The sequence below is a fragment of the Pseudonocardia sp. UM4_GMWB1 genome, from assembly GCF_017312155.1.
GTDB classification, from domain to species: Bacteria; Actinomycetota; Actinomycetes; order Mycobacteriales; family Pseudonocardiaceae; genus Pseudonocardia; species Pseudonocardia alni.
The window spans coordinates 2795577-2821674 of the sequence record NZ_QJPN01000001.1; the positions used below are offsets into that span (position 1 = coordinate 2795577).

The following is a 26098-nucleotide window of genomic DNA, read 5'->3' on the forward strand; positions in this document are numbered from 1 at the left end:
ACGGTCGGTCAGTACCGCATCGCGTAGGCCGTGGGGGGCTCACCGAACATCTCGGTGAAGTCCCGGGTGAGGTGGGCCTGGTCGGCGTAGCCGAGCTCGACGGCGACCTCGGCCCACCGGACCGGGCGCCCCGCCGCCATGAGCTCGGTCACCTCGTGCAGCCGGTAGCGGCGGATCACCCACTTCGGCCCGACGCCGACGTGCTCGTGGAACAGCCGCTGCAGGGAGCGGACGCTGGAGCCGGTGCCGTGGGCGAGCACATCCACCCGGACCACTGATCGGTCCTCGGCGATCGCGGCGACCAGGTCGCGCGCCTCGGCGGCGGCCCGGTCCGGGCCACCGGCCGGGAGCCTCCCGCGCAGGTATGCGGCGAGCCCGTCCACGTCGGCGGTGACCGGGCAGACGACCGGGTCCCGACGATCGGTCACACTCGCGACCGGCGCTCCCACCAGCGCCCGCGCGGTGCCCGCCCGGAGCGCTGCACCGACCACCCGGCCGGTTCCCTGCAGCTCGCGGTGGACGTACCGGGTGGCGGGCCCGGCCAGCACGGCGGCTCCGCCGGGCTGCACGGTCAGGTGCACCTGGGGATAGGGGACGACCTTCTGCCGGTAGGGCCGGTCGTAGTCCCACTCGACGACCCAGAACTGCTCGACGAACCCGGCCAGGTCGACCGGCGGTGCCACGGTGCGCGAGCGCTGGTGGCGGGCCCGCGCCCCGGGGAGCCTGCGGGGGTCATGGTCCACGGTGGTGAGTATGCCGCGGCCCGGGGCGTGGCCGGCGGGTCTGGCGCGTTCGTCCAAGACCCGGCACCGGCCCGGGCCCTAGCGTCCCGGCCATGCACCGTCACATCGCCGCCGCTGCGGCCGCACACCTCCCGCTGGTCGCGGCCGCGTCCCGTGTCCCCTCCTCCCGGCCGACGCCGTGCGCGGGCTGGGACCTGGCGGACCTGACCGGCCACCTGCTCCACTGGACACCCGTGCTCGCCGACGTGGGACGGCGCACCGGGACCGGACCGGCGACCGACCCCGACGCGACGGCACCGATGACCGGCGACTGGCCCGCCCGGCTCGACGCCGCCCGGGACGACCTGGTGACCGTGTGGTCGGACCCGGCGACCTGGGAGGGCGCGGTGACCATGGGTGAGCGGCTCCCGGCCGCCGTCATCGGCGGGATGGTGCTGGGTGAGCTCGTCGTGCACGGATGGGACCTCGGCCGCGCGGTGGGCGTCGAGCCGGTGTGGCCCGACGACGTCCTCGAGGCCACGCTGGCCGCTGTGTCGGCGATGGCCGAGCAGGGGCGGGGGATGGGTGTGTTCGCCCCGGCCGTCGTGACCGCGCCCGGCGCGACCACGATCGAGCGAATCGTGGCGACGACCGGCCGAGACCCCGCGACGCGGTGCTGAGCCGCAGGCGTGGTGGGCCGCGGCCGGGCTCACCCCGGAGGGCGGCCGCCGAGGGTCCGGGTCAGCCGGTCCGCGGCGCCTGCCAGCAGATCCACGCTCTTCTCACACTCCGACCGGCCGAACCGGAGCGTGGGGCCGCTGATCGTGAGCGCCGCGGTGACCTCGCCCGCGTGGTCGAAGACCGGTGCGGACAGCCCCGAGCCGCCGTCGTCGCGCTCGGCGACGGTGATCGCGAACCCGTCGCGGCGGGTGTCGTCCAGCAGCGCGCGCAGCGTCTCCGGGTCGGTCACGGTGTACTCGGTCAGCGACGGCAGCGGGCCGGCCAGCACCTCCGCGGCCAGCTCGGGGGCCCAGGCGAGCAGGACCCGGCCCGCCGAGCCGGTGTGCAGCGGGATGACCTTGCCGACGTGCATCTCCCGGCGCAGCGCGTGCCGGGTCTCGGCGACGGCGACGCACACCCGGTGCCGCCCCGCCTCGGCCCGGAACAGCGACGCGGTCTCCCCGGTGGTGTCGCGCAGCTCACGCAGCAGCGGCCCGGCCAGCTCCAGCAGGTCCACCCCGCGGGCTGCGGCCCCGGCCCAGTAGGCCATCCGGATCCCGATCCGGACCCGGTCCCCGACCCGGTCCAGCAGCCCCTCGGCGACCATGTTGGACACCAGCCGCTGCACCGTCGAGGTCGGGATGCCGGTCGCCTGCTGGATCTCGCCCAGCCCGAGCACGGGGCGCTGCAGGGTGAACGCGTCCAGGATGTCGGTGATCTTGCCGAGGACCAGGAGCCGCTTCGGGCCCTCGCTGGTCATCCCGTGACCCGGTCCAGGAAGGCCCCCGCCGCCTCGCGGTAGCGCTCCCAGGCCGCCGGTGCCGGGTCGGCCTCGTAGCGTGCCGGATCGGCGCCGGCGCTCCACGACGGCGGCGTCGCGCCGCCGTGCAGCGCCCACGCGGCCTGGCGGGCGGCGCCGTCGGCCACGTACTCGCCGGGCTCGGGCACCCGCACCGGCACCTCGAAGACCTGCGCGGCGATCCGGCAGACCGCCTCGGAGCGGGCCGCCCCGCCGACCAGGGTCACCCCGGACACGGTGACGCCCTGCTCGCGCAGCGCCTCCAGTCCGACCCGCTGCGCGGACAGCATGCCCTCGACCGCGGCCCGGGCCAGGTTCTCCCGGGTCCCCGACGCCAGCGTCCAGCCGTGCAGTGCGCCGGTCGCGTCGGGCAGGTTCGGGGTCCGCTCGCCCTCCAGGTAGGGCACCACGACCAGGCCGTCCGCGCCCGGCTCGGCGGCCAGCGCGAGGCGGCCCAGCTCGTCGTGGTCCACGCCGAGCAGCCGCCGGGTCGCATCCAGCACCCGGGAGGCGTTGAGCGTGCACACCAGCGGGAGATAGGCGCCGGTGGCGTCGGAGAACCCGGCGACGATCCCGGAGGGGTCCTGGGCGCGACGTTCCGAGCGGGCGAACACCGTCCCGGAGGTGCCCAGCGAGACGACGACGTCGTCGCCGGCGTCGACACCCAGCCCGGCCGCCGCGTTGTCGCCCGCCCCGGCGCCGACCCGGATCCCGCCCGGGCCGTCGACGGACTCGGCCGGACCGAGCAGCCGCGGCAGCGCCGGCGTCGAGCCGAAGAAGCGTTCCAGCAGCTCGGGGCGGTAGTCGACGCCGTCGAACCAGCCGGTGCCCGAGGCGTCGGACCGGTCGGTGACCAGCTCGTCGAGACCCGCGCCGCCGGCGAGCCCGCCCCCGCGGAGCTTCCAGGTCAGCCAGTCGTGCGGCAGGCACACCGCCGCGGTGCGGGCGGCGTTCTCCGGCTCGTGCGCGGCGAGCCAGCGCAGCTTGGCCAGGGTGATCGAGGCCACCGGGACGACGCCGGTCGTCTCCGCCCACCGGTCCGCGCCGAACTCCTCGACGAGCTCACGGGCGGCGGCGGCCGAGCGGGTGTCGTTCCACAGCAGCGCGTCGCGGACGACCTCGCCGCGCTCGTCGAGACAGACCATGCCGTGCTGCTGGCCCGCGACCGACAGCGCCGCGACGCCGTCGAGGCCGCCCGCGTCGTCGATCGCGGCCTGCAGCGCCTCCCACCAGAGCCGGGGCGCGATCTCCGTACCGTCCGGGTGTGCGGCGCGCCCGGAACGGACGAGCTCGCCGGTGTCGGCGTCGCGGACGACGACCTTGCAGGACTGGGTGGAGGAGTCCACCCCGAGCACCAGTGCCATGCCCCCCAGCCTGCCATCGCCGGACCGGCGCGGCGGGAGACAGGCGGGGTGGATCGGTGCCAGGGTGGTCCCATGAGCGACGAGCAATGGTTCTACTGCCTCAAGCACGGCACCGTGGAGACCGCCGACGGCTGCCGGTCGGCCGACCGGCTCGGCCCGTACCCGGACAAGGCCACCGCGGCCCGCGCGCTGGAGATCGCCAAGGAGCGCACCGAGTCCGAGGACCGCAAGGACCGTGAGTGGAACGCCGGGGGCTCCGGGGCGTCCTGAGATGAGCGCGTCGAGCGACGGAGGCCGGGTCGTCGTCGTCACCGGCGGGAGCCGGGGGATCGGTCGGGCGGCGTGCGCGGCGTACGCGGCCCGCGGCGACACCGTCGTCGTCGCCAGCCGCAGGGCCGAGGCGTGCACCGCGCTGGCTGCGGAGCTGACCGCGGAGCACGGCACGCCGGCACTGGGCGTCGGCTGCCACGTGGGCCGCTGGGCGGACTGCGACGCCCTGGTGGACCGGGTGCTCGCCGAGCACGGCCGGATCGACGTGCTGGTCAACAACGCCGGGATGTCCCCGCTCTACGGGTCGCTCACCGAGGTCACCGAGGAGCTGTTCGACAAGGTCCTCGCGGTGAACCTGCGCGGTGCCTACCGGCTCGGTGCCCGCTGCGGAGAGCTCATGGCCGCGGCGGGCGGCGGCGCGATCGTGAACGTCTCCTCGGTCGCGGCGGTGATGCCGGGCCCCGGCGAGCTGCCCTACGCGCTGGCCAAGGCCGGGCTCAACGCCCTGACCGTCGGGCTCGCCCGCGCCTACGCGCCGTCGGTGCGGGTCAACACGGTGATGCCGGGCCCGGTCCGGACCGACATCGCCGAGCACTGGACCGAGGAGTTCCGCACGCGGATCGCCGGCACCGTCCCCGCCGGACGGGTGGGGGAGGCCGCCGAGGTCGTCGGCGCGATCCTCTACCTGACCGGCCCGGACGCCGGCTACACGACCGGCGCGACGATCAAGGTCGACGGCGGGATGGCGTGGTCGACGTGAGGTCCCCGGCCGACGTCGTCGACCGTGCCGCGCTCGGGGCCTGGCTGCGCGACCAGGGCCTCGGCAACTGGTCCGGCGAGCTGGAACCGGTCGGCGGCGGCACCCAGAACGTGGTGCTGCGCACCGTCGTCGACGGCAGGCCGCTGGTCCTGCGCTCCCCGCCGGTGCACCCGCGGCCGGGGTCGGCCCGCACCATCGCCCGTGAGATCACCGTGCTCGGCGCGCTGCGCGGCACCGACGTGCCGCACCCGGAGCTCGTCGCCGCCTGCACCGACGCCGAGGTGCTCGGCAGGCCGTTCTACCTGATGTCCGACGTGGACGGCGTCAACCCCGGCGAGCGGGTCTCGCCCGAGCAGGCCGCGACCACGGCGCTGAGGCACGGCGCGGTGCTCGACGTGGCCCGGGCCGCGGCACGGCTGGGACGTCTCGACCCGGCCGCCGTCGGGCTCGACGGGCTGCGCCGCCCCGGCCCGTTCCTGGAACGGCAGGTGCCGCGCTGGACCGAGCAGCTGGCGTCCTACTCCGAGGTGCCCGGCTACGACCCGGGCGACCTGCCCGACGTGGCCGTCGCCGCGGACTGGCTGACCCGCCACCGGCCGCCCGAGCCGGAACCGGGCGTCGCGCACGGGGACCTGCACCTGAACAACGTGCTGCTGGACCGGACCCGGCCGCGGGTGGCCGCGCTGGTCGACTGGGAGATGTGCACCGTCGGCGACCCGCTGCTCGACCTCGGCTGGCTGCTGGTCACGTGGCCGGTCGACCCGGTCGGGTTCGGCGCCGGGACCGAGCTCGCCGGGTACGGCGGGCTCCCCACCCGGGCCGAGCTCGTCGCCGCCTACGCCGACGCCGGCGGCCGCGACACCACCGGCATCACCTGGTACGCGGGGCTGGCCGCGTTCAAGCTCGGCGTCGTGCTGGAGGGCACCTGGGCGCGGGTCGCCGCGGGCGAGGCGGACCGCGCGGTGGGGGAGCGGCTGCACGGCGCGGCCGTCGCGCTGCTGGCGCTGGCCGTGCGGATCGCCCGCGACGAGTGGGCCGTCAGCGCGGGGTGAGCCGCACCGGGATGCCGCCCACCGGCACCGGCAGCGACGTGTTGTCCCAGCGCAGCCGGTAGGAGGGCTCCACGCTCCACCGGTAGCGGCGCAGCATCTCGTGCAGGATCGCGGTGACCTCCAGGGTCCCGAAGTGCAGCCCGATGCACTTGTGCACGCCACCGCCGAACGGGATCCACGCGTCGCGGTCGGAGCGGTCCTCGCGCCGGTCCGGGCCGAACCGCTCGGGGTCGAAGCGCTCCGGGTCGGTCCAGCAGGACCGGTCGTAGTGGTTCACCGCCTGCGCGACGACGACCCGCGTCGCCGCCGGCACGTGGTGCCCGGCGACCGCGGTGTCCTTCACCGCCGTCCGCATGACCAGCGGTACCGGCGCGTCGAGCCGCAGGGCCTCCCGGATCACCAGGTCCAGCGAGGTCAGCTCGCGCAGCTCGGCCACGGTCGGGGCGCGGTCCCCGATCCGCTCGGCGAGTGCGTCGGACTCGGCGCGGCAGCGCTCCTGCCAGACCGGGTGGCGCGCGAGGTGGTGCGCCGCCGACGCCGTCGTGGTGGTCGACGTGTCGTGCGCGGCCATCATCAGGAAGATCATGTGGTTGACGACGTCGTCGTCGGAGAACGTCTCGCCGTCGTCGGTGCGGGCGTGGCACAGCGCGGAGAACAGGTCGGTGCCCTCGCCCGCGCGCTTGGCCGCCAGGTTCTCCCGGAACCAGTTCTCCAGCACCACCCGCCCGCGCAGCCCGCGCCGCCACCGGGTGCCGGGCAGGTCCTTGCGGACGAAGGAGTTCGCGGCCCGGACGCAGTCGACGAACGCCCGGTTCACCGCCTCGGCCTCCGGTCCGGAGCGGGCGTCCATGAACACCGCCTGCGCGACGTCCAGGGTGAGCCGCTTGAGCGCCGGGTAGAGCCGCAGCCGCTCCGGCCAGGTCGGCAGCACCTCGCGCACGACGGGGGTGGTCGCGGCGACGTAGCTGGAGATCCGGTCGGCGGTGAAGGCCTCCTGCATGATCCGCCGGTGCGCGCGGTGCTCGTCGAAGTCGAGCAGCATCAGGCCGCGGTGGAAGAACGCGTCGACCGTCGCGCGCCACCCCTCCTGGGAGAACGCCTTGTCCCGGTTGGTGAGCACCTCCCGGGTCGCGGCCGGGCCGGTCACGACGATCGCCCGGCCGACCGGGGACCGCATCCACCACACCGGGCCGAGTGCCTCGGTGCGGGCGCGGGTGAAGCGGTGCCCGAACCGGATGTAGGCCAGCGCGTGGCCGAGCAGCGGCATGCCCTCGTCACCGGGGACCTCGGCCAGCCCGTGCGGTGCCGGGCCGAACGGCGCGGGACGGTGGCTCCGGGCGCCGGTGGCGAGCAGCGCGTCGTCGAGCCGGTCGGGCGCGGGCAGGGTCAGGACGGACGACCAGCGCTCACGCGCCTGCTGCACCAGCTTCACGGTACTGCTCCTCGGGCCTCGACGTCGGTGTCCCCGCCGAAGTTAGACACATCCGGCAGAACTGTCCAGGTGATGGACGGGTCGTGTCATGATGTCTTCCATGAGCGAGCGGCGGACGATGGCGCGGCGGGCCCGCGACGAGCTGCGCGGTGAGGCCCTCGACGTCGCCGAACGCCTCGCGGTCGCCGGGGAACGCCCGTCGATGCCCGAGCTCGCCCGCCGGGTCGGGGTCAGCAGGCAGACCCTCTACAGCGAGTTCGGCGACCGTGACGGCCTCGCCGCGGCCCTGATGCTGCGCGCCACCGACCGGTTTCTCGACCGGATCGAGGCCGCCCTCGACGGAGAGTCCGACCTGTACTCGGCCTGGGTCGCCGCGGTCGACGCCGCCCTCACCGAGGCGGGGGAGAACCCGCTGATCAAGGCCCTGCTCAGCGGCGACGCGGCGGTCCCGTCCGCGTTCGGCGCCGACTCCGGTCCGATCATCGCGGCCGCGGCCGAGCGGTCCGCGGGCTACCTGCGCCGGGTCAGGCCCGGGGCCCGCGAGCAGGACGTCCGGCTCGCCGCCCAGACCGCCGCCCGGCTCACCGTCAGCCACATGGTGCTCCCCACGGGCCCGGCCGCGCGCTCGGCGGAGGACATCGCGACGGTGGTGGTGCGGACGCTCGGTGCGGCCTAGCGGAGGCGGACCGTGCGGCCGTCCCCGAGTAGGGCCGGGGCGGACGTCGTCGGCTCCCGGCGATGACGATGCGGGTGCCGTTTACATTCGTCGGAGAATCGCGGCCTTTTTTGCCTCGTGTTCGGAGACACTGAGCAGGTCTGCAGAGTGCAGATCGCGCAATTTCGATAATAGATCTACAAGGCTACTCATGTCGTGGTCGGTGGCAGGGGATGGCCTGGCGCGACCAGCATGAGTCGACGCGTCAGCGTCGGCACGAAGAGAGTCAAGAAGTCGCTGAGCATCCACCCGCTTCGACGGGCCGAGTTCGATGCTGTCCGTCCCCGTGTGGACGTTCAGGTATGCATATACGTCGTTCCCGGTTAATTTGCTGGACGTCACCGACGAGGTCGCTATGTCCACGAGGCGATTGAGTACGGTGGCCTCCCACTTGATGAGGCGGCGATCGGTGACGATGTTGAAGTCTGCGCGATGGCCATAAACAGGTGCGACCGCGACTACATGCTCGTTGCTGCCGCTAACCCCTGATGATGCGAGGCGTCTGGCTGATTCTCTCACCATCCACCCTTACCTCAGCATGGGTTTCACCGGATGCAATGCCTCGTCGACATCATGTCGGCCCAAATCCACATCGATCATGTCATCACCCTTCCCCCGACGGAACAAATCTGCTGGGTCGTACTACGGCGTTTGATCGGCCCAGGCGAAGCGATGTCAGCATCCCTGAGCGTGGGGGAACTGCAGGCAGAACAGCTCCGTACTCCCGTTCGGGACGGAAGACGGCGGCGGGGAGGTCAGTGAGGACAACCGACCAAGAGGGCTCTCTTCCCAGGCGGTCTGCAGCTGGTTGATCTTGACGGCGACCCAGAGGACGACGACCAAGAACGTGAGCGAGGCGAGGCTGGCCAGGATGTAGGTGACCACGCGCAACACACTCAGCGCGGCCGAGCCGTGCTGGTTGGGAAGTGCGGTTTGGCCAGGAGTCGGCGGTCGGTGGGAGGGCATGTACTGGGGGGATGTCATCTCGCAGATCCCTTCGACGAAGCCACTCCGATCTCGGGAATGGCACAACGGCTGGTCAGGACAGAAAGGACGCGGCCCGAGCCCGCGCTAACAGATCGTCCAGGCCGAGTTCGAGTTCTGGGGCCATGGCGTCTGGGGCACTGTCGCGCGGCTCCCGGATCGACCGGTGCGGTCAGTCAGTCGGCCGGACCGGTCGATCCGGGTGCCAAGGGCGGGCGCATGGTCTCCAGCGTGTCGCTGAGTTCTAGGATCCTCGCCCGATGCGTAGCCCACGCCCCAACGGCCGCCGCGACCATGACGACGAACCACACCCAGGGCGCGGTCAGAGCGGCGAGGACGAGACCCGCGACGAACCCGAGTGCCAGGACCTGGTTGGCACGCTGCCGGGCCTGCCGCTCGCCCTCCTCGCGCACGCGCTGGACGTCGAAGACGTAGTCGGCCTCGGCGCGCTGCGCCGGGGTCATGGCGGCCCGCCGCATGACCTCGGCTCGCTCGTGCAACGCGTTGGCCCGGGCCAGCTTCTGCTGGATGCGAAAGTTCGCCCGTCGACCCATGACCAGTCCTCGCCTCCCCAGCGCAGCCAGCCGGCGGCGCAAGCCACTGACCTATCGGCCCCTGGAGGGGGTCCGTTCCGCGGCGCTCGTCCGCATCATCAGAACTGATGAGCCAGGGCACGAATGAGGTCGACCGCGCCGGCGTCGGGCCATGGCCAGCGCCGGCCGGGCAGCTCGACCGGGAACAACTCGGTTTGCTCCGCCACCACGGCTACCGGCCCGGCGCGCATCGCGCACTTCAGGCACGGGATCGCTGGTGGCGAGCAGGTCGCCGGCTGCGGCGAATCCGGACCAGCCCTGGTGACAGGCCGGGACCGGCAACGTGAGGTCGCCGAGCCAGGAACGGAAGGCGACAGCGGGCACGACTCGGGAACGGCCGATGCGGAGCTGGTGACCAGTGAACCGTCCGACCTGGGCGCGAGCGAAAACCTCCGGATCCACCCGGCGGGGGAACAGCTCCAGGGCGAGGGTCACCGCTCATCTCCTTCCACCCGCAGACCGAGCTCGCCTCGAAGCGTGGCACAGGGGACCGACAACCACTGCCGCGCCGACCGCGCGGTAGCCGGCGTCTCCGGGGGCCGGTGTGAGCGGTGGGTCAGGCCGGGGGCGGTGCCGCCTGCCAGTCGTAGAACCTCTGACGCGCGCGTCGCCGTCGCGCCCGTGCCGGGCGTCCTCGACTGCGGATCAGCTGGGGCCGGTGGTCTTGATGTCTTCCCTACCGGCTGCGGCCGTCGGCGATGTTCCGATCTCGACGGGCGCTGTGGAGTATCCGAGGCTGCGCATCCTCTCGATCATGGGGTCTGGTTCCCCACGTAGCTCGGCGGCGTAGCGCTCGACGCCGGCGCGGAACCAGATCGCGACCCCCTCGCGGACACGCGGGGGGAAGCCGTCGCGGGAGGTGTGGCGGTAGGCCATGGCTCGTTTCACGCCGAGGATCTGGCAGACCTCGTCGATGCCGACAATGTCGGGGAAGCGGTCGATGGCCAGGCGGCGATCGACCTCGTCGAGTGTGAGGACTTCCAAGGCGACGGTGCGGACGCGGCCGCGGTTCTCCGGGGTCGTCAGGGGGACGACGCGTTCGAGACCCTCGCGAGCGGCGGCCTCCAAGACGCGTGCGAAGTCGGCGAGGTCGCTGCCCATGGTGCGATTGGTGGTGGGGATGACCCAGCCGAGGCGGCCGATCGGCCTACCGCGAACGGGGGCCGTGGTCATCGCGACCCCGTCGTTGCCGATCCTTGCGGCCACGGCCTGGCCGATCTCGTGGACATCGGTATCGGCTGGGATCGGCGGGTCGATGGCCAGAGTGATCGACAGGGAGAGGTATCGGACGGCGGGGGAGGAGTCCACGCTCCGAACTTACGACTATGATAGAAAATTGTCTACTGCCGTGAGTGCGGCGGCGATCTTCCTGAGGGTCGCCCCACGTCGGTGGTCCAGCCTCAGGTCCCTACGCCGCGAGGGGAACGCCCTGTGGAACGGGAGGAATCGGTCGGCTGAGGGCGCGGAGGGCCCAACCGCCGACGTCAGGTCAACGGTGCGGCGCCAGCCGCACCGAGTGCACGCTCGCGGCGCAGTTGTCGAACAGCCGAAACCACGCCGGTCACTGTCACGGCGGTCGCGGCCAGCAAGATCGCCCACCACCAGATCTCTCCGGCCGGTCGGGACAGGAGCTGGCTCCAGACCAGCACGGTGATCGGACCGAGGGTGATGAGCTCGCGGCGGCGCTGCGCAACCCGGGCACGTGCATACGACGGCCATCCCGCGGCGGCCTCCGCATCGCCCCGCGACAAGGACCGGTCGATCTCCTTCCTCCGCGCGTGCCCTGGGTCAACCCCCGTAGTGGTGAGCACAGCGGCAGACGGACGAGGCGTACCTGCCAGGTGCCACGCGATCACACCCAACACAGGCGCCGCGATCAGCAGCATCCAGGCGACGATCACCGAGCCGACCTCTACGGGCACTCGCGGTCCGACGACGATCTCGACGGCAGGCCACAGCGCTATGCCCGTAACGCCCACGATCCAGCTCCGCCACAGGCGTCGGCTCAGGCCAGACGGCGGCTCCAGCTCACTCTCCGACACGTCCACACCCCCCGCCCTGCGACTGCCCCGTTCTCCAGGATGCGCCCCGTTGCGGCACCTCGGTCAACCCCGATCTATATACGCACAGCCGGGGCACACCGGCCCGTCGAGGCGCCACCCTGCCACGACGAGCCACTGCTGCGCGGCCGCGGACAGTACGTCGTCGGCCCCGGCGGGGTCGGCAGCGAGGTCCCCCACGAGCAAGGGGCCGTCGCCGTAGCGCGCGCAGGTCAGGTCGGTGATCGGCCCGGCCGGCGGGCAGGCCCGGCAGTAGCGCGCGGTAGTCGGGCCGTCGGGGTCGGGGACCAGCTACACGCGTACCAGCGGCTCGACAGTGGATTTCGAAGAATCAACCAGAAGATCCCTCGGAAACTCATTCGAACATCTTCATGCACACGTACATCCACGTTACGAATGGGAGCCTCCCGGGCATCGCCACAGCCCGCTCTGGACCTACCCCGACCGCAATTCGCCCCGCTACGCACTGTCAACTCGTCACCAGTCCCTGCACAAGGCGATCACCGCCGAGCTCCAGCAACTCCCGCGGGCGGCGTGCTGCTGCGACGTCGACGCGGCGGTCATGAACCCGGGCAGGTCCCGTCCGGGCATGCGTTCACGATCCGGAGCACCAAAGCCGGCAGGCGGTGCAGCCAGCCGACGTTGACCACCGGGAACGACCACGGGACGGCCTCGTCCGTCGGGACGAACGCGACACCGTAGGCCGCCGTCGGGGGTCCAGCCGGGCATCTTCTGGCCGGCGAACCGATCCACCGCGCCCTGGATCAGCCCATCCACTGACCCGTGCGCGGATATCGCTGCCAGAACAGCGATATCCGCGCACGGGGGTCAGCGTCCCTCCCAGACGGGCGCCCGCTTCTCCACGAACGCGGCCACCCCCTCGACGCGGTCCCGGCTGGTGTAGGGGTCCGGGCCGACGGACAGGCGCAGCGCCGAGGACAGCGGCAGCTCCCCGCCCCGCCCGATCGCGGCCTTGTAACGCTGCACGGTCAGCGGCGCGTTCCCGGCGATCCGCCGGGCCAACGCGTCCGCTTCGGCCGCCAGCGCTGCACCGGAGACGACCCGGTTCACCAGGCCCCAGCGGTGCGCGTCGGCGGCCGAGAGGTCGTCGCCGGTGTAGAGCAGCTCGTAGGCGATCCCGCGCGGCACGATCCGGGACAGCAGGTGCACTCCGAAGTTCGCGCCCATCCCGCGCTTGGCCTCCGGCAGCCCGATCCGGGCGTGCTCGGCGGCGAGGCGGACGTCGCAGGCCAGCGCGAGCTCGCAGCCGCCGCCCATCGCCCACCCGTTGAGCGCGGCGACCGTCGGCTTGCCGCACTCGAGCACCGTCTCGAACACGTTGCGGGAGAACCCGGCCATCGGCCGCAGCCCCGGGCCCGGCCCGGTGTCGGCCTCCCGGACCTCCTTGAGGTCGACGCCCGCGGAGAACGCCCGGTCCCCGGCGCCGGTGAGCACGACGGCCCACACGTCGTCGTCGGCGTCGAAGCCGTCGAAGGCGCGGACCAGGTCGCCCTGCAGTCCGGTGGACAGGGCGTTGAGCCGCTCCGGGCGGTCCAGGGTGACGGTCGCGACTCGGCCGTCCACGACGACGTCGAGCCCGTGCTCCGTCCTTGTGTGGCCGCCGGTCCTCACGCGGCGGCCCCGCGGGCGATCGCCGGCCACAGTGCCCCGGCTCCGCCCTCGGTGAGGGCGGCCCCGAGCCGGGTGCTCCACACCCGCTCGCCTCCGTACTCCTCGCGCCAGGACCACAGCCGCCGGGTGAGCTGACCGAGCTCGTACTCGCGGGTCATGCCCATCGCGCCGGTCGCCTGGTGCGCGGCGGCGGCGATCAGCCCGGCCGACTCGCCGGCCACCGTCGCGGCCGCCGCGATGTCGAGAAATGGCGGCTCGGCGCGGGTGTTGGCCGCCGCGACGCGGGCCGCCATCCGGACCGTCTCGGTCTGCTCGGCCAGGCGCACCAGGTGCGCCGCGACCGCCTGGAACCGAGCGACCGGACGTCCGAACTGCTGGCGCTGCCCGGTGTAGGTGACGGTGATGTCGAGGATTCGCCCGGCGGCGCCGGCGATCAGCGCCGCCCGGGACAGCGCGCCGCGCAGCAGCAGCGCGTCGTGGCTGACACCGTCCGGCGCCGGCGCGACCTCCCCGCCTCCGGCCCCGCCGACCGGCACGTCGTCGAGGTGCACGGTGTCGCGCGGCTCCGCGGCGAGGTTGGTGCCCGGCGTGATCCGCGCCGCGCCCGGGTCGAGCGCGACGACCTGCAGCCCGTCCGGGGAGTCGGCGAGCAGCACGATCCGGGCCGCCTCCCGTGCCCACGGCACCCGCGCGACGCTGCCCGCGGCGACCCAATCGCCGTTCTCCTGCCGCAGCGACACCGATGCCGGCCTCCGGCCTTCCTCGCCGGTGTCCGCGGACGACGTGCCGGACCAGCCGGCCGTCGCCGCCGTGGTGACCGGCCCGGACGGGATCTCGAACCCGGCCGCCGCGAGCAGCCACCCGCCGAGCAGCCCGGTCTCGGCCACCGGCAACGGCGCGGCGTAGCGCCCGACCTGCTCCAGCACCGCGCACGCCTCGGCCACCGAGCCGCCGACCGCGACGCCCCCGGCCGCGTCCTCGGGGACCGAGACCCACGGGAACCCGCCGGCCGCGACGGCCGCCCACAGCTCCGGGGCCCACCCGGTGCGCTCGGCCGCGGCGACGACGTCCTGGGGGCATCGTGCCCGCAACACCTCACCGACGGCCTCGGCGACCAGGTCCGCGTCGCTCGGGGCGCTCATCGGCCGGCCCCGGTCAGGCCCTTGGCCGCGATACTGCGCAGCACCTCGGTGGTGCCGCCGCGCAACGTGAACGACGGCGCGGTCTGCACCGCCTCGGCGAGCAGCCGCTCGAACAGCCCGGGCCCCCCGGGGTCGATCTCCTGACCGGCGACGTGCCGCAGCACCTCCACCACCTCCTGCTCGTAGAGCGTCCCGATGTCCTTGACCAGCGCCGCCTCCACCGCGGGCGCCGCACCCCGCTCCAACGACCGGGCCACCGCCAGCGAGAGCTGCCGGATCGTCCAGAGCTTCGCCGACGCCCGCCCGACCGCGGCCCGCGCCGTGTCGTCGAACGTGACCCCGAACTCCCGGTGCTGATGCTCGTTCCGCTGGCGCTCCTCTCGGACGAAGGCGGCGAGCAGCCCGAACGCGGACAGGTAGCGGTCCGGGCCGGAGCGCTCGTAGGCCAGCTCCGAGGTCACCTGGTGCCAGCCGGAGCCGACGTCGCCCAGCACCCGGTCGTCGGGCACGAACACGTCGGTGAACACGACCTCGTTGAAGTGGTGTCCGCCGTCGAGGTAGTGGATCGGGGACACCTTCAGCCCGGGCGCGTGCAGGTCCACGATCAGCTGGGACAGCCCGCCGTGCCGGTCGTCGGACGGCGACGTGCGGCACAGCACCACGAAGAAGTGGTTCAGGTGCGCGGCACTGGTCCAGATCTTCGTGCCGTTCAGGACCCACCCGCCGTCGACCTTCGTCGCGGCCGTGCGCACCGAGGCGAGGTCGGAGCCGGCGTCGGGCTCGCTCATCCCGAGGGAGAACCAGCACTCGCCGGCCGCGATCCGCGGCAGGAACCAGCGGCGCTGCTCCTCGGTGCCGAACGCGAGCAGCGTCGGCGCGGTCTGCCGCTCGGCCACCCAGTGCGCGACGATCGGCGCACCCGCGGCCAGCAGCTCCTCCACCACGACGAACCGCTCCACCGGCGTCGCGCCCTGCCCGCCGTACTCGCGCGGGATGGCCATCCCGACCCAGCCACGCGCGGCCAGCCTGCGGGAGAACTCCGGGTCGTGGCCGCCACCCAGACCCAGCCCGGGCCGGAAGTCCGGCGGCAGCTCGGCCGCTAGGAACTCCCGCACCTCGAGCCGTAGGCGTTCCTCGGTCTCGGTCAGCACGGTCGGCGCGAAGATCATGCGGTGCTCCTCCTCGAAGCTGCGGTGTCGCCTGCGGTGTCGGCTGAGGCATCGGAAAGGGGCGCGGCCACCGCGGCGCCGGAGCGCAGCAGGCCCTCGACCTCGCCGGGGGTGAAGCCGAGCTCGTCGAGCACGGCGGTGGTGTGGGCGGCGAACGCCGGGGACGGCCGGGTGGGGTCGGACGGGGTGTCGCCGAAGCGGATCGGGCTGCCCAGGCCCCGGTAGCGGCCGATCGCCGGGTGCTCGACGTCGGCGACCAGGCCCTCGGCCTCCACGTGCGGATCGGAGAGGACCTCGTCGAGCGCGCGGACCTCGCCGCACGGGATCGCCGCCGCCCGCAGCTCGGCGATCCACTCGGCGCTGGTGCGGGTGGCGAACAGCGCCGTCAGCCGGATGCGGACGGTGTCCGGGTCGGTGCCCAGCAGTGCGACCGGCAGCCCCGCGATCGTGGCCAGGCGCTCCTGGGTGGGCGGGCTCCCGGCACCGACCGAGATCGCGCCGTCCGCCGTGCCGAACACGCGGTAGTGCGCGGTCAGGGTCAGCCGGTCGCTCTGGTGCGCGGCACGGGCGGCGTCGATCCGGTCCCGGCCCGCACCGCCGCGGCGCAGCGCGGGCAGCTCGTCGGCGACGAAGCCGGCCCGCCACCCGTCGACGGACTCGACGTGCGAGAACTGGTTGTTCTGCATGGTCAGCGCCGCACCGAGCAGCGAGACGTCGACCTGCTGGCCGCGCCCGGTGCGGTCACGGGCCAGCAGCGCCATCGACACCCCGGCGAGCAGCAGCAGCGACGACGCGTAGTCCGCGACCTGCACCTCGCTGTGCCGCGGGACCCCGTCGGCCTCCGCGCCGAGCGCGGCGACCAGCCCGGAGTGCGCCTGCATCACCACGTCCATGCCGGGCAGCCCGGCGTCGGGCCCGACCGTGCCGTATCCGGTGACCAAGCCGTGCACCAGCCGCGGGTGCCGCGCCGAGAGGGTCGCGAAGTCCAGGCCGCGACGGGCGACCGCGGCCGGGCTCATGTTCACCAGGACGACGTCCGCGGCCGCGGCCAGCCGGTCGACCACGTCGGCCGCGCCGGGGTGGGCGAGGTCCAGGGCGACCGACTCCTTGCCCCGGTTCTTGATCGCGAACTGGCGGCTCTCCCGCGGCGCGAGTTCGAGCGCGCGGCGGTAGGAGTCCCCGCCCGGCGGCTCGACCTTGATCACGCGGGCGCCGGCGTCGGCCATCAGCTGCGCGCAGAACGGGACGGACACGAACTGCCCGAACTCGACGACGGTGATCCCGTCCAGGGAGCCGGTCACGGCGCCACCCTCGGCGCCGCGTCCACCCCGCCCACCCCGCCCGCCCCGAGCGGTCTACCGGCCAGCGCCGGGCCGGTGGTCTGCAGGTGACAGGCCACGTCGCCGCCGCCCTCGACCGGCGTCACGGCCGGCGCCACCTCCCGGCACACGTCCATCGCGAACGGGCAGCGGGTCACGAACGCGCATCCTTCGGGCGGGTTCGCGGGGTCGGGCAGGTCCCCGGTGAGCAGCATCCGTTTCCCGGTGCCGGCGTCGCACGGATGCGAGGCCGGGATCGCTGAGAGCAGCGCCTGTGTGTAGGGGTGGGCGGGGGAGTCGTAGACGCGGTCGGTCGGGCCGCTCTCCACGACGTGCCCGAGGTACATCACCGCCACCTCGTGCGCGATGTGGCGCACCACGGCCAGGTCGTGCGCGATGAACAGGTAGGACAGCCCGAACCGGCCGCGCAGGTCCTCCAGCAGGTTGATCACCTGGTTCTGGGTGGAGACGTCGAGCGCGGACACCGCCTCGTCGCAGACGACCAGGCTCGGGTTGAGCGCGACGGCGCGGGCGATCGCGACCCGCTGGCGCTGACCGCCGGAGAACTCCGCCGGGTAGCGGTCGGCGTGGCTCGCGGGAAGCCCGACGACGTCGAGCAGCTCGGCGACCCGGGCCCGCGCGTCGCGGGGTGTGAGGCGTTCCTGCTCGCGCAGCGGTTCGGCGATGCTCTCGCCGATCACCGAGCTCGGGTCCAGCGAGGAGTACGGGTCCTGGAAGACCATCTGCATCGTGCGGCGCATCTCCCGCAGCGCCCGCCCGCGCAGCGCGGTGACGTCGGTGCCGTCGACGCGTACCCGCCCGCCGCGGATCGGGACCAGCCGCAGGACGGCGCGCCCGAGTGTCGACTTGCCCGAGCCGGACTCGCCGACCAGGCCCAGGGTGCGGCCGCGCCCGACCCGCAGGTCGACCCCGTCGACGGCGTGCAACACCCGGCCGCGCCCGCGCAGGCCGGGCGAGCCGAACGTGACGCGCAGGTCCTCGACCTCCAGCAGGTCATTGCGGGTGTCCACCGCCGTCGAGTCGCTCATCGGGCACCTCGCAGGGTCAGCTCGTCGTGGCGCAGGCAGCGCGAGAGATGGTCGGGACGGGTGGTGAGAAGCGACGGCGGTTCCTCGCACGCAGGCAGGGCATACTCGCAGCGGGGCGCGAACCGGCAGCCCGGAGGCATCGCCCACGGCTCCGGGGTCCGGCCCGGGATCGACGGGAGCCGGTGCCCGCGCGAGCCGAGCTGGGGCATCGCGGCCAGCAGCCCCTCGGTGTAGGGGTGGCGGGGGTGATCGAACAGCTCGCCGACCTGCGCCTGCTCCACGACCTGCCCGGCGTACATCACCACGACCCGCTCGCACACCTCGGCGACCACGCCGAGGTCGTGGGTCACCAGCAGGACGCTCATCCCGAGCTCGGCCTGCATGCTCGCCAACAGCTCGAGGACCTGCGCCTGGATCGTCACGTCCAGGGCGGTGGTCGGCTCGTCGGCGATCAGCAGTGACGGCTCGCAGCTGACCGCCATCGCGATCATCGCGCGTTGCCGCATGCCGCCGGAGAACTCGTGCGGGTAGTCGTCGGCGCGGCGCCGGGCGTGCGGGATGCCGACCAGGTCGAGCACCTCGACCGCCCGGTCCCGGGCCGCCCGCCGGGAGCCGCCGCGGTGCAGGCGCACCGTCTCCGCGATCTGGTCGCCGATCCTGAACGCCGGGTTCAGGCTGGTCATCGGCTCCTGGAAGACCATGGCGACCTCGTTGCCGCGCACCGAGCGCAGCTCCCGCTCGGAGAGCCCGAGCAGGTCCCGCCCGCCGAGCGTCACCGATCCGGACGCGACCCGTCCGACGCCGCGGGGCAGCAGGCCCAGCACCGAAAGCCCGGTGACGGTCTTGCCGGAGCCGGACTCGCCGACCAGGCCGACGATCTCGTGCTCGCCGACAGAGAACGTCGTCCCGGCCACGACGGTGGACCAGCCGTGGTCGGTGGCGAACTCGACGCGGAGGTCGGACACGCCGAGCAGGGTGGAGGTGGTGGCGGGTGCACTCATGGGGCGGCCTTCCGGATCCGGCGGCCCAGGGCGTCGCGCAGCCCATCGCCGATGAGGTTGAACGACAGGGTGGCCACCGCGATCGCGACGCCGGGCCAGAACACGAGCAGCGGGGTGGAGCGGATCTCCTTGAACCCGCTGCCGAGCATCACGCCCCAGCTCGCGGTGGGCGGTACGACGCCGAGCCCGAGCAGGCTCAGCGCCGCCTCGGCGAGCAGCGCGGCGGCCAGCATCACCGAGACCTGCACCAGCACCGGAGAGGCCACGTTCGGCAGCACCCGCCGCGCGATGATCTTCCACGCCGGGGTTCCGATGCTGATCGACGCCTCCACGTAGGTCTCCGCGCGGACCCGCAGCGTCGCCGCGCGGGTCACCCGGAACAGCCGCGGTGCGTAGACGATCCCGAGCGCGACCATGGCGTTCTGCAGACCGGGGCCGGTCGCGGCGATGATCGCGATCGCCAGGATGATCGCCGGGAACGTCATCAGGACGTCGCCGGCCCGCCCGAGGAGCCAGTCCACCTTCCCTCCGACGTAGCCGGCGAGCAGGCCCAGCGGGACGCCGACCGCGGTGGCGATGGCCACGGCCAGCGCGGCCGCCATCAACGACACCCGGCCCGCGTAGAGCAGCCGGGTGAACGTGTCCCGGCCGAGCGAGTCGGTGCCCAGCCAGTGGTCCGGGGTGGACAGCGACAGCCGCCGCGGGACGTCGATCGCCTCCGGTGCGTAGGGCGCGATCAGCGGTGCGGCCAGCGAGGCCAGCACGAGCACGGCGAGCACGACCAGGGCGACGAACGCGGGACGGTTGTCCCGGAAGCGGCGCCAGAAGCCGGGCCGGTCGGGCCCCGGCGCCGGTGCGGACGACGGCGGCGCGGCCGGTGGCGGGGTCGCGGCGGGTGCAGTGGTGGTCATGACTGCCGGATCCTCGGGTTGAAGTAGCCGTAGGACAGGTCGACGAGCAGGTTGATCAGCAGCACCAGCGCCGCGACCACGAGCAGCACGCCCTGCACCATCGGGAAGTCCCGGGCGAACACCGATGTGTAGGCGAGGTTGCCGAGGCCGGGCAGGGCGAACAGCTGCTCGATCACGACGGTGCCGCCGATCAGGCGGCTGGCCTCGAGCCCGAACGCGGTGACGACGGGCACGGCCGCGTTCTTCAGCGCGTGCTGCCCGACCACGCGCGCCGGGGGCAGCCCCTTCGCCGTGGCCGTGCGCACGTAGTCCTCACACAGCACGCCGGTCATCCCGGCCCGGGTCTGCCGGGCGATCACCGCGGCCGGCGCCAGCCCCAGTGCCGTGGCCGGCAGGAACAGGTGCAGGAACCACTGCAGCGGGTTCTCGGTGAGCGGCACGTAGCCGACCGCCGGGAAGATCGTCAGGTTGATCGCGAACAGCAGCACCAGGATCATGCCGACCCAGAAGTACGGGACGGCCACGCCCAGGCTCGCCGCGAACGTCGCGACCCGGTCGATCCAGGTGCCCGGACGCATCGCGGCCAGCACCCCGACCGCCACCCCGAGTACCAGCGCCACGGCGAGGCTGAGCAGCGCCAGCGACAGGGTGGCGGGCAGCCGGGAGAACACCGCGTCGGCCACGGACTGGCTGGAGAACAGCGACTGGCCCAGGTCACCCTGCAGGACCCCGCTGAACCAGTGCCAGAACTGCACCAGGAACGGGTCGTCGAGGCCGAGGCGCTCGCGCACGGCCGCGATCTGCTCCGGGGCCGGGTTCTCCCCGGCGAGGGCGACCGCGGGGTCGCCGGGGACCAGCACGATCAGGCTGAACACGCAGAAGCTGACCACGACCAGCATCGGGACCGTGAATGCCAGCCGGCGGGCGAGAAGACCGAGCATCAGAACCTCCCTCAGGGGTTGATCGCCGCTCCGCGGAACTGGCGGGACGCGTCGGCGTAGATCTCGACCCCGCCGACCTTCGGGTTCTGCACGTAGGGGGTCGTCAGGTTGCACAGGGTGATGTGCGGCGCCTGCACCTCGGCCACGCGGTCGAACAGCTTCGTGAACTGCGGTGCCCGGTCGGCCGGCGTCGCACCGCGGGAGGCGGCCTCGTCGGCGACGACCATCTCCGGGTCGTTGAACCCGCCGGGGTTGTTGAACCCGTCCGGGCGGTAGTACTCGGCGGTGAGCACGCTCGCGTCCGACTCGGCCTTCTGCTCGAACAGGATCGCGTCCACACTCTTGGACACCGAGAAGTCCTCGGCCAGCTTGTTCAGGTCCACCGGAGTGATCGACATCGTGATGCCGACCTCTGCGAAGTTCGCCTGCATGATCTGCGCGATCTGCTGGTAGACGTCGAGATTGACGACCTCCAAGTCGAACGAGAACCCGTCCGGCAGGCCGGCCTCGGCGAGCAGCTGCCGGGCCCGTTCCGGGTCGTGCCGCGGCGGCGTCACGTTTTTCGACGACGCGTAGTAGAAGTCTGGGAACATCTGCCCCGCCGGCTGGCACAGGCCACTGACCAGCAGGCTGATCGACTGCCGGTCGACGGCGACGTTCATCGCCTGGCGGACCTTCTCGTTGCCGAACTCCGAACGCGCGGTGTTCAGGTTCAGCGTGTAGCTCGACAGCGAGGGCTGCTGGCAGATCGTCAGGCCGGATTCCTGGGCCGGGCGCAGCATGCTGGCCCGCAGGAACGTCACGTCCGCGGCACCGGTGGTGACGGCGTTGAGCCGGGCGTTGTCGTCACCGGAGATCAGGTAGGTCATCTTCGCGAGGCGGGCGGCGTCCGGGTTCCAGTAGCCCGGCACCCGGGTGTACTCGACGCGGTCGCCCGGGACGTAGCGGCTCATCGTGTACGGGCCGGACCCGCCGGTGGGCTTCACGTCCTCGCCGGGCTTGTCGAACGTGGCCGGGCTCATCATCATCCCGGCCGAGCCGCCCAGGATCGTGATCAGCGGACCGGCCGACGTGTCGGTGACGAGGCGGACCGTGCGCTCGTCGAGCACCCGAACGTCGGTCAGGGACTCCAGCCGGTTCGCGTTGAACGAGCCCTCGGAGTCGCGGTGGCGCAGCAGGTTGGCGCGCACCGACTCGGCGTCGAACGCGACGCCGTCGTGGTAGCGCCAGTCGGGGATCAGGCGCATGTCCACCGACCGGCCGTCCGGGGAGAGCTTCCAGGACTCGGCGAGCATCGGCTCGGCCTCACCGGCGGCGTTGACGTGCACGAGGCTGTCGTAGATCGGGTAGAGGTACATCTGGCTGTTGTTGGTGGTGATCTTGTCCGGGTCGAAGCTCGTGTTGTCGACCGAGTAGATCCAGGTCAGCTCCGCGTCGCGGTCGGTGCGCGGCGCGACCGGCGGGCAGTCGATCGGGCCGGTGTCGGCCTGCGGGATGGCGCCGGTCCCCGCTCCGCACGCGGTCGCGGCGACGAGCAGCAGGGGCAGCATCAGCACCGCGAAGCGGCGCGGCGTCACGTGGCGGGTGGTGGACGGGCGCACGGGGACCTCCTTGTCCGGCGTCGACCCCTCAGGGGCGCGTCAGCGCGAGTTTCGACGGCGCTGGGACCACATCTGGGTGGCGCGTTCGAACTCGACGGCTGCGTCCCAGCCGATGCCGGGCGGGCCGAGCTCGGTGCGGAACGACCGGACGGCCTCGCGGGCCAAAGCCGGGTCCTTGGCCGGTTCGGCGGCGAACCGGTGCGCGGTGTCCTCGACGTCGGCGTCCGGGACCGCGGCCCAGGCCATCCCGATCTCGGCGGCGCGGCGGCCGTCGACCTCCTGGCTGAACAGGCCCATCGCGGCGGTGGCCTCCCGCCCGGCGGTGCGCCCGGCGATGGTGAAGAAGCCGCCGCCGGGGTGCAGGCCGATCCGCAGGAACCCGGCGAGCAACCGGGCGTCGGTGGCGACGACCCGCAGGTCGGTGGCGAGCATCAGGTTGATCCCGGCGCCGACGGCGGCCCCGCGGACCGCGGCGATCGTCGGCACGGCGAGGTTGCCGACCCGCACGAACGCCTTGTAGACGGCGCCGGTCTCCTGGAACGTGCCGTCGGCTGCCTGGTCGGCGCCGGGGTTCCAGGTCCGGCGGTCCGCCCCGGAGCAGAACGTGCCGCCCGCCCCACGGACCACGGCGGCCCCGATCTGCGGGTCGGCGTCGATCTCCTCGCAGGCGGCGACGAGCTCGCGCCCCATCTGCGGCGTCAGCCCGTTCTTCACCTCCGGCGAGTCGACGGTCAGGGTCGCGACCCCGTCGGTCTTGTCCAGGACGATCGAGCCCATCGATGTTCCTCCACGGTGCGGTTGGGTGCGGTCAGGGGGTGCGGGTGGCGACGAGGACGTCGACGGCGACGGCGCCGGTCGGTCCCACGATCAGCGGGTTGATCTCCAGTTCGGCCAGGTCGGGGCGGCGGGCGACGACGGCGCCGACCCGGACGATCGCCTCGACGACGGCGTCGACGTCGACCCCCGGGGCGCCGCGGTGCCCGGCCAGCAGCGGCCAGCACCGCAGCTCGCGCAGCAGGGCGTGCGCGTCGCCGGGGGTGATCGGGGCCAGCGCGGTCGCGACGTCGCGGTGCACCTCAGTGGCGGTGCCACCCAGTCCGACCGTGAGCACCGGCGGCCATCCGTCGCGCCCGCCGCTCGCGCCGACCAGCAACTCCACGCCGCCCGGGACGGCCTGCTGGACCAGAACCCCGGCCAGGCTCGCGACAGTGGTGGCGAGCTCGTCGAACACGGCGGCGGCCCGCTCGGCTGCGACGCCGAGCCGGACGCCACCGGCCTCGGTCTTGTGCTCCAGCCCGGGGGCGACGGCCTTCATCACGACGGTGCCGCCGGCTCCGGCCAGCGCCCGGGCCGCGTCGGTGGCCTCGGCAGCGGTGCCGGCGTGCACCGACGCCGGGGTGTCGACACCGATCGCGTCGAGCAGCGCCCAGCCACCGTCGGTGGCCGGGTCGAGGTCGTCCGCCGCTTCCGGGAGCCACGGCAGCGGCGCCCTGCCCGGCGCCGTGTCCGGCATCCGGTCGGAGGTCAGCGCACCGGCCACCCGGGCCGCGACGGCGATCGAGGAGAACACCGGGATCCCGGCCTCGCGCAGGATCGCGCGGGCGCGGGTGGTCCGGTCCTGCCCGGCCAGCCACACCACCGAGCACGGCACGCCGCTGCCCGACATGGCGGCCGTCAGGTCCTCGGCCAGGTCCGCGGCCTCGTCGCCGACGACCATCGTCAGCAGGACCAGCAGGGCGTCCACCGACGGGTCGGCGCAGACGATCGAGCAGACGTCGCCGAACGCGCGCTCGCCGGTATTGAACAGCTGCGCGGTCACGTCGACCGGGTTGGCCAGCGCCCCGAATGCGGGGACGAGGCGGGAGAGCTTGTCCTGGGTCTCCGGCGCGAGCTCGGGCAGGGCCAGGCCGTGGCCCTCGCAGCGGTCCGCGGCGAGGATGCCCGCCCCGCCGGACGTGCTGACCGCGGCGATCCGCCGACCGGCCGGGCGGGGCTGCCCGCGCAGCACGGTGGCCGCCGCGAGCAGCTCCTCGACGTCGTCGACCAGCACGACGCCGTACCGGCGTGAGACCAGGCGGAACGCGGTGTCGTCGCCGAGCATCGCCCCGGTGTGCGAGACGGCGGCGCGGCGCCCGGCGCCGGACCGGCCGGACCGCAGCACCACCAGCGACGTCCCGGCCGCTGCGGCCTCGGCGGCGAGGCGCTCGTAGGCGGCGCCGTCGCGGACCGACTCCGCGTAGACGGCCAGGACCGAGATCTCCGGGTCCGCCGCGAGGTACCGGCCGATCTCGGTCAGGTCCACGTCGGCCTGGTTGCCGGTGCTCACCCAGGCGGTGAGGTCGAGGCCCTGCTCGGCGGCGATGTCGAGCACCGAGCCGCCAACCGCGCCGCTCTGTCCGACGTAGGCGATCCCGGAGCTGCCCCGCAACGGCCGGTCGGCCGCGGCGGTGAACGTGGCGAACAGGCGGGTAGGCGCGTAATAGATGCCCTGACAGTTGGGGCCCAGGACCCGGACGCCGGACTCCCGCGCGGCTGCGACGAGCTCGTGCTGCAGCTCAGCGCCGTCGGTGCCCACCTCGGCGAACCCGGAGGCGAACACAACGACCGCGGCCGCGCTGGCGGCGCCCGCTTGGCGTACCGCGTCCGGGGCGTGCGCGGCCGGGACCAGTGCGAGCACCAGGTCGACCGGGCCCGGCACCGCGTCCAGGGACGCAAAGCAGGGCAGCCCGGCGAGCTCGTCGTACTTCGGGTTGACCGGCCACACGTGCCCGGAGAACCCGCGCTCGGCGAGCCACCGCAACGGGCGCGCCATCGGGCTGTCCGCCCGCCCGGTCGCGCCGAGCACAGCGACCGCGTGCGGCCGGAACACTCGGTTCCAGTCGGTCGGCGGCGTAGCCTCCGGCCCGTTCGGCCGGGTCGCGTCGACGGTCTCCGTCACAGGGTGGACCTCCTCGTCCGCGGGGCACGACAGGGGACCCGTCACACGGACGGGCGCCGAGGTACGTGCTGGTCTCCGGTGCGGTGGCGGCACTCGGCCACAGTGACCCGGTTCACACACGGTAAGTCGACATCCGTGTCGACTACAAGTCTTTCCGCAGCCGATTTCGTATGCGATCCTTCGCGGCGACCGGAGGAGCCCCTGGTGAGGGAGCAGGTGACGGGTGACGGAGCGGGTGGCGGGCGAGGCGCGCAGCGGCGTGGGCAGCCGCAGGCGGGCGAGCATTGGGGCCACGCCGAGCACCGCGCGCGGCCGCCGGACCCGGGCGCTGCTGCTGCAGGGCGCGCGGACGGTGTTCGAGCGCGACGGGTTCCTCGACGCACGGGTCGCGGACATCGCCGCCGCCGCGGGCACCGGACACGGCAGCTTCTACACCTACTTCGACTCCAAGGCCGACGCGTTCCGCACCCTGGTCAACGAGGTGATGGAGACCGGGCTCTACGCCCCGGCGCGGCCGCCCAGCCCGCGCAGCGGGGACGGCCGGGCGCCGACGGTGACCGAGGCGTGGCGGCGGATCGAGCAGGGCAACCGGCGCTACCTGGAGCTGTTCCGTCGGGACAGCCGGTTGCTCGCCCTGTTCGAGCAGGTCGCCTCGTTCGACGAGGAGCTGCGACGCTACCGGCTCGAGCTGCGCGAACGCTCAGTCGCCCGGGCTGCGGCCGGGATCGCGAGATTGCAGGAGTGGGGCCTGGCCGATGCCGACCTGGACCCGGTGCTCGCCTCGCACGCGCTGAACTCGATGGTCACCCAGTACATCTACTACTGGCTGGTGCTGGGCCAGGAGCACACCGAGGCGGACTCGGTGCGCACCCTGACCCACCTGTGGGCTCGCTCGATCGGCTTGCCCCCTCCGCCGTAGATCAC

25 protein-coding genes are annotated in these 26098 nt (G+C 73.4%); 6 read left to right on the forward strand and 19 right to left on the reverse strand.

Annotation, left to right across the window (positions count from 1 at the left end):
• Positions 1-8 precede the first annotated feature (8 nt).
• On the reverse strand, positions 9-743 hold the full coding sequence (locus DMP15_RS13495; RefSeq protein ID WP_083658428.1) for a DUF6597 domain-containing transcriptional factor: 735 nt from the start codon (positions 741-743) through the stop codon (positions 9-11).
• 92 nt (positions 744-835) lie between these two features.
• Between DMP15_RS13495 and DMP15_RS13500 the strand changes: the two genes are divergently transcribed.
• Positions 836-1402 carry a TIGR03086 family metal-binding protein gene (locus tag DMP15_RS13500; protein ID WP_073574501.1) on the forward strand — a complete coding sequence of 189 codons (567 nt, stop codon included), beginning with the start codon at positions 836-838 and terminating at the stop codon, positions 1400-1402.
• A gap of 29 nt (positions 1403-1431) precedes the next feature.
• Here the strand turns inward: DMP15_RS13500 and DMP15_RS13505 are convergent, their stop codons facing one another.
• Both DMP15_RS13505 and DMP15_RS13510 read right to left on the reverse strand, forming a co-directional pair.
• Positions 1432-2202, reverse strand: coding sequence for an IclR family transcriptional regulator (locus tag DMP15_RS13505; protein WP_073574502.1), 771 nt, complete (start codon positions 2200-2202; stop codon positions 1432-1434).
• The gene (locus tag DMP15_RS13510) at positions 2199-3605 is read right to left on the reverse strand and encodes a xylulokinase (RefSeq protein WP_073574503.1); all 1407 of its coding nucleotides are present in this window, start codon (positions 3603-3605) and stop codon (positions 2199-2201) included. Before DMP15_RS13510 ends, DMP15_RS13505 begins: the two co-directional genes overlap by 4 nt.
• Before the next feature lie 72 nt (positions 3606-3677).
• On the opposite strand from DMP15_RS13510, the gene DMP15_RS13515 reads away from it, so the two are divergent.
• From DMP15_RS13515 to DMP15_RS13525, 3 genes are read left to right on the forward strand one after another with little or no spacing between them, the layout of a single operon-like run.
• Entirely contained in the window at positions 3678-3875 is a 198-nt protein-coding gene (locus DMP15_RS13515) for a hypothetical protein (RefSeq protein WP_073574504.1), read from the forward strand.
• Between the two features lies 1 nt (position 3876).
• Positions 3877-4635, forward strand: coding sequence for an SDR family NAD(P)-dependent oxidoreductase (locus DMP15_RS13520; RefSeq protein WP_073574505.1), 759 nt, complete (start codon positions 3877-3879; stop codon positions 4633-4635).
• Positions 4632-5687 carry a phosphotransferase gene (locus tag DMP15_RS13525; protein ID WP_174565864.1) on the forward strand — a complete coding sequence of 352 codons (1056 nt, stop codon included), beginning with the start codon at positions 4632-4634 and terminating at the stop codon, positions 5685-5687. Before DMP15_RS13520 ends, DMP15_RS13525 begins: the two co-directional genes overlap by 4 nt.
• Here DMP15_RS13525 and DMP15_RS13530 read toward each other — a convergent pair.
• On the reverse strand, positions 5674-7119 hold the full coding sequence (locus DMP15_RS13530) for a cytochrome P450 (protein WP_073574507.1): 1446 nt from the start codon (positions 7117-7119) through the stop codon (positions 5674-5676). The genes DMP15_RS13525 and DMP15_RS13530 overlap by 14 nt on opposite strands.
• Before the next feature lie 100 nt (positions 7120-7219).
• On the opposite strand from DMP15_RS13530, the gene DMP15_RS13535 reads away from it, so the two are divergent.
• Positions 7220-7795: a TetR family transcriptional regulator gene (locus DMP15_RS13535; protein WP_073574508.1), complete on the forward strand. Its 576-nt coding sequence runs from the start codon at positions 7220-7222 to the stop codon at positions 7793-7795.
• Positions 7796-8509: 714 nt separating this feature from the next.
• Here DMP15_RS13535 and DMP15_RS13540 read toward each other — a convergent pair.
• The 15 genes from DMP15_RS13540 to DMP15_RS13610 all read right to left on the reverse strand — a co-directional run bounded on the left by DMP15_RS13540 (position 8510) and on the right by DMP15_RS13610 (position 25174).
• Positions 8510-8719 carry a hypothetical protein gene (locus tag DMP15_RS13540; protein WP_139282714.1) on the reverse strand — a complete coding sequence of 70 codons (210 nt, stop codon included), beginning with the start codon at positions 8717-8719 and terminating at the stop codon, positions 8510-8512.
• A gap of 275 nt (positions 8720-8994) precedes the next feature.
• Positions 8995-9372, reverse strand: coding sequence for a hypothetical protein (locus DMP15_RS13545; protein WP_073574510.1), 378 nt, complete (start codon positions 9370-9372; stop codon positions 8995-8997).
• 684 nt (positions 9373-10056) lie between these two features.
• Positions 10057-10719, reverse strand: a complete 663-nt coding sequence (locus DMP15_RS13550) for a helix-turn-helix transcriptional regulator (RefSeq protein WP_073574511.1) — start codon at positions 10717-10719, stop codon at positions 10057-10059.
• Between the two features lie 176 nt (positions 10720-10895).
• Positions 10896-11453, reverse strand: a complete 558-nt coding sequence (locus tag DMP15_RS13555) for a hypothetical protein (protein ID WP_167379044.1) — start codon at positions 11451-11453, stop codon at positions 10896-10898.
• Positions 11454-12299: 846 nt separating this feature from the next.
• Positions 12300-13055, reverse strand: coding sequence for an enoyl-CoA hydratase-related protein (locus DMP15_RS13560; RefSeq protein WP_161152726.1), 756 nt, complete (start codon positions 13053-13055; stop codon positions 12300-12302).
• A gap of 44 nt (positions 13056-13099) precedes the next feature.
• A complete protein-coding gene (locus DMP15_RS13565) occupies positions 13100-14245 on the reverse strand; it encodes an acyl-CoA dehydrogenase family protein (protein WP_073574513.1) in 1146 nt (381 codons plus the stop codon).
• The gene (locus DMP15_RS13570) at positions 14242-15414 is read right to left on the reverse strand and encodes an acyl-CoA dehydrogenase family protein (protein WP_073574514.1); all 1173 of its coding nucleotides are present in this window, start codon (positions 15412-15414) and stop codon (positions 14242-14244) included. The genes DMP15_RS13565 and DMP15_RS13570 overlap by 4 nt, the downstream gene beginning before the upstream one ends.
• Positions 15411-16715, reverse strand: coding sequence for a CaiB/BaiF CoA transferase family protein (locus tag DMP15_RS13575; RefSeq protein ID WP_073574515.1), 1305 nt, complete (start codon positions 16713-16715; stop codon positions 15411-15413). The genes DMP15_RS13570 and DMP15_RS13575 overlap by 4 nt, the downstream gene beginning before the upstream one ends.
• Positions 16712-17782 (reverse strand): ABC transporter ATP-binding protein, encoded by a 1071-nt coding sequence (locus tag DMP15_RS13580; protein ID WP_073574516.1) that lies wholly within the window; start codon positions 17780-17782, stop codon positions 16712-16714. The genes DMP15_RS13575 and DMP15_RS13580 overlap by 4 nt, the downstream gene beginning before the upstream one ends.
• A complete protein-coding gene (locus DMP15_RS13585) occupies positions 17779-18783 on the reverse strand; it encodes an ABC transporter ATP-binding protein (RefSeq protein WP_073574517.1) in 1005 nt (334 codons plus the stop codon). Before DMP15_RS13585 ends, DMP15_RS13580 begins: the two co-directional genes overlap by 4 nt.
• Complete coding sequence (locus DMP15_RS13590; protein ID WP_073574518.1) at positions 18780-19694, reverse strand: ABC transporter permease; 915 nt, start codon at positions 19692-19694, stop codon at positions 18780-18782. The genes DMP15_RS13585 and DMP15_RS13590 overlap by 4 nt, the downstream gene beginning before the upstream one ends.
• Positions 19691-20635 (reverse strand): ABC transporter permease, encoded by a 945-nt coding sequence (locus DMP15_RS13595; protein WP_073574519.1) that lies wholly within the window; start codon positions 20633-20635, stop codon positions 19691-19693. Before DMP15_RS13595 ends, DMP15_RS13590 begins: the two co-directional genes overlap by 4 nt.
• A gap of 11 nt (positions 20636-20646) precedes the next feature.
• On the reverse strand, positions 20647-22236 hold the full coding sequence (locus DMP15_RS13600; RefSeq protein WP_073574520.1) for an ABC transporter substrate-binding protein: 1590 nt from the start codon (positions 22234-22236) through the stop codon (positions 20647-20649).
• A 39-nt stretch (positions 22237-22275) separates the two neighbouring features.
• Positions 22276-23013, reverse strand: coding sequence for an enoyl-CoA hydratase-related protein (locus DMP15_RS13605; RefSeq protein WP_073574521.1), 738 nt, complete (start codon positions 23011-23013; stop codon positions 22276-22278).
• A gap of 31 nt (positions 23014-23044) precedes the next feature.
• A complete protein-coding gene (locus DMP15_RS13610; protein WP_202417784.1) occupies positions 23045-25174 on the reverse strand; it encodes an acetate--CoA ligase family protein in 2130 nt (709 codons plus the stop codon).
• Between the two features lie 223 nt (positions 25175-25397).
• Here DMP15_RS13610 and DMP15_RS13615 point away from each other — a divergent pair, with 223 nt between their 5' ends.
• Positions 25398-26093 (forward strand): TetR/AcrR family transcriptional regulator, encoded by a 696-nt coding sequence (locus tag DMP15_RS13615; RefSeq protein WP_083658135.1) that lies wholly within the window; start codon positions 25398-25400, stop codon positions 26091-26093.
• Positions 26094-26098 lie beyond the last annotated feature (5 nt).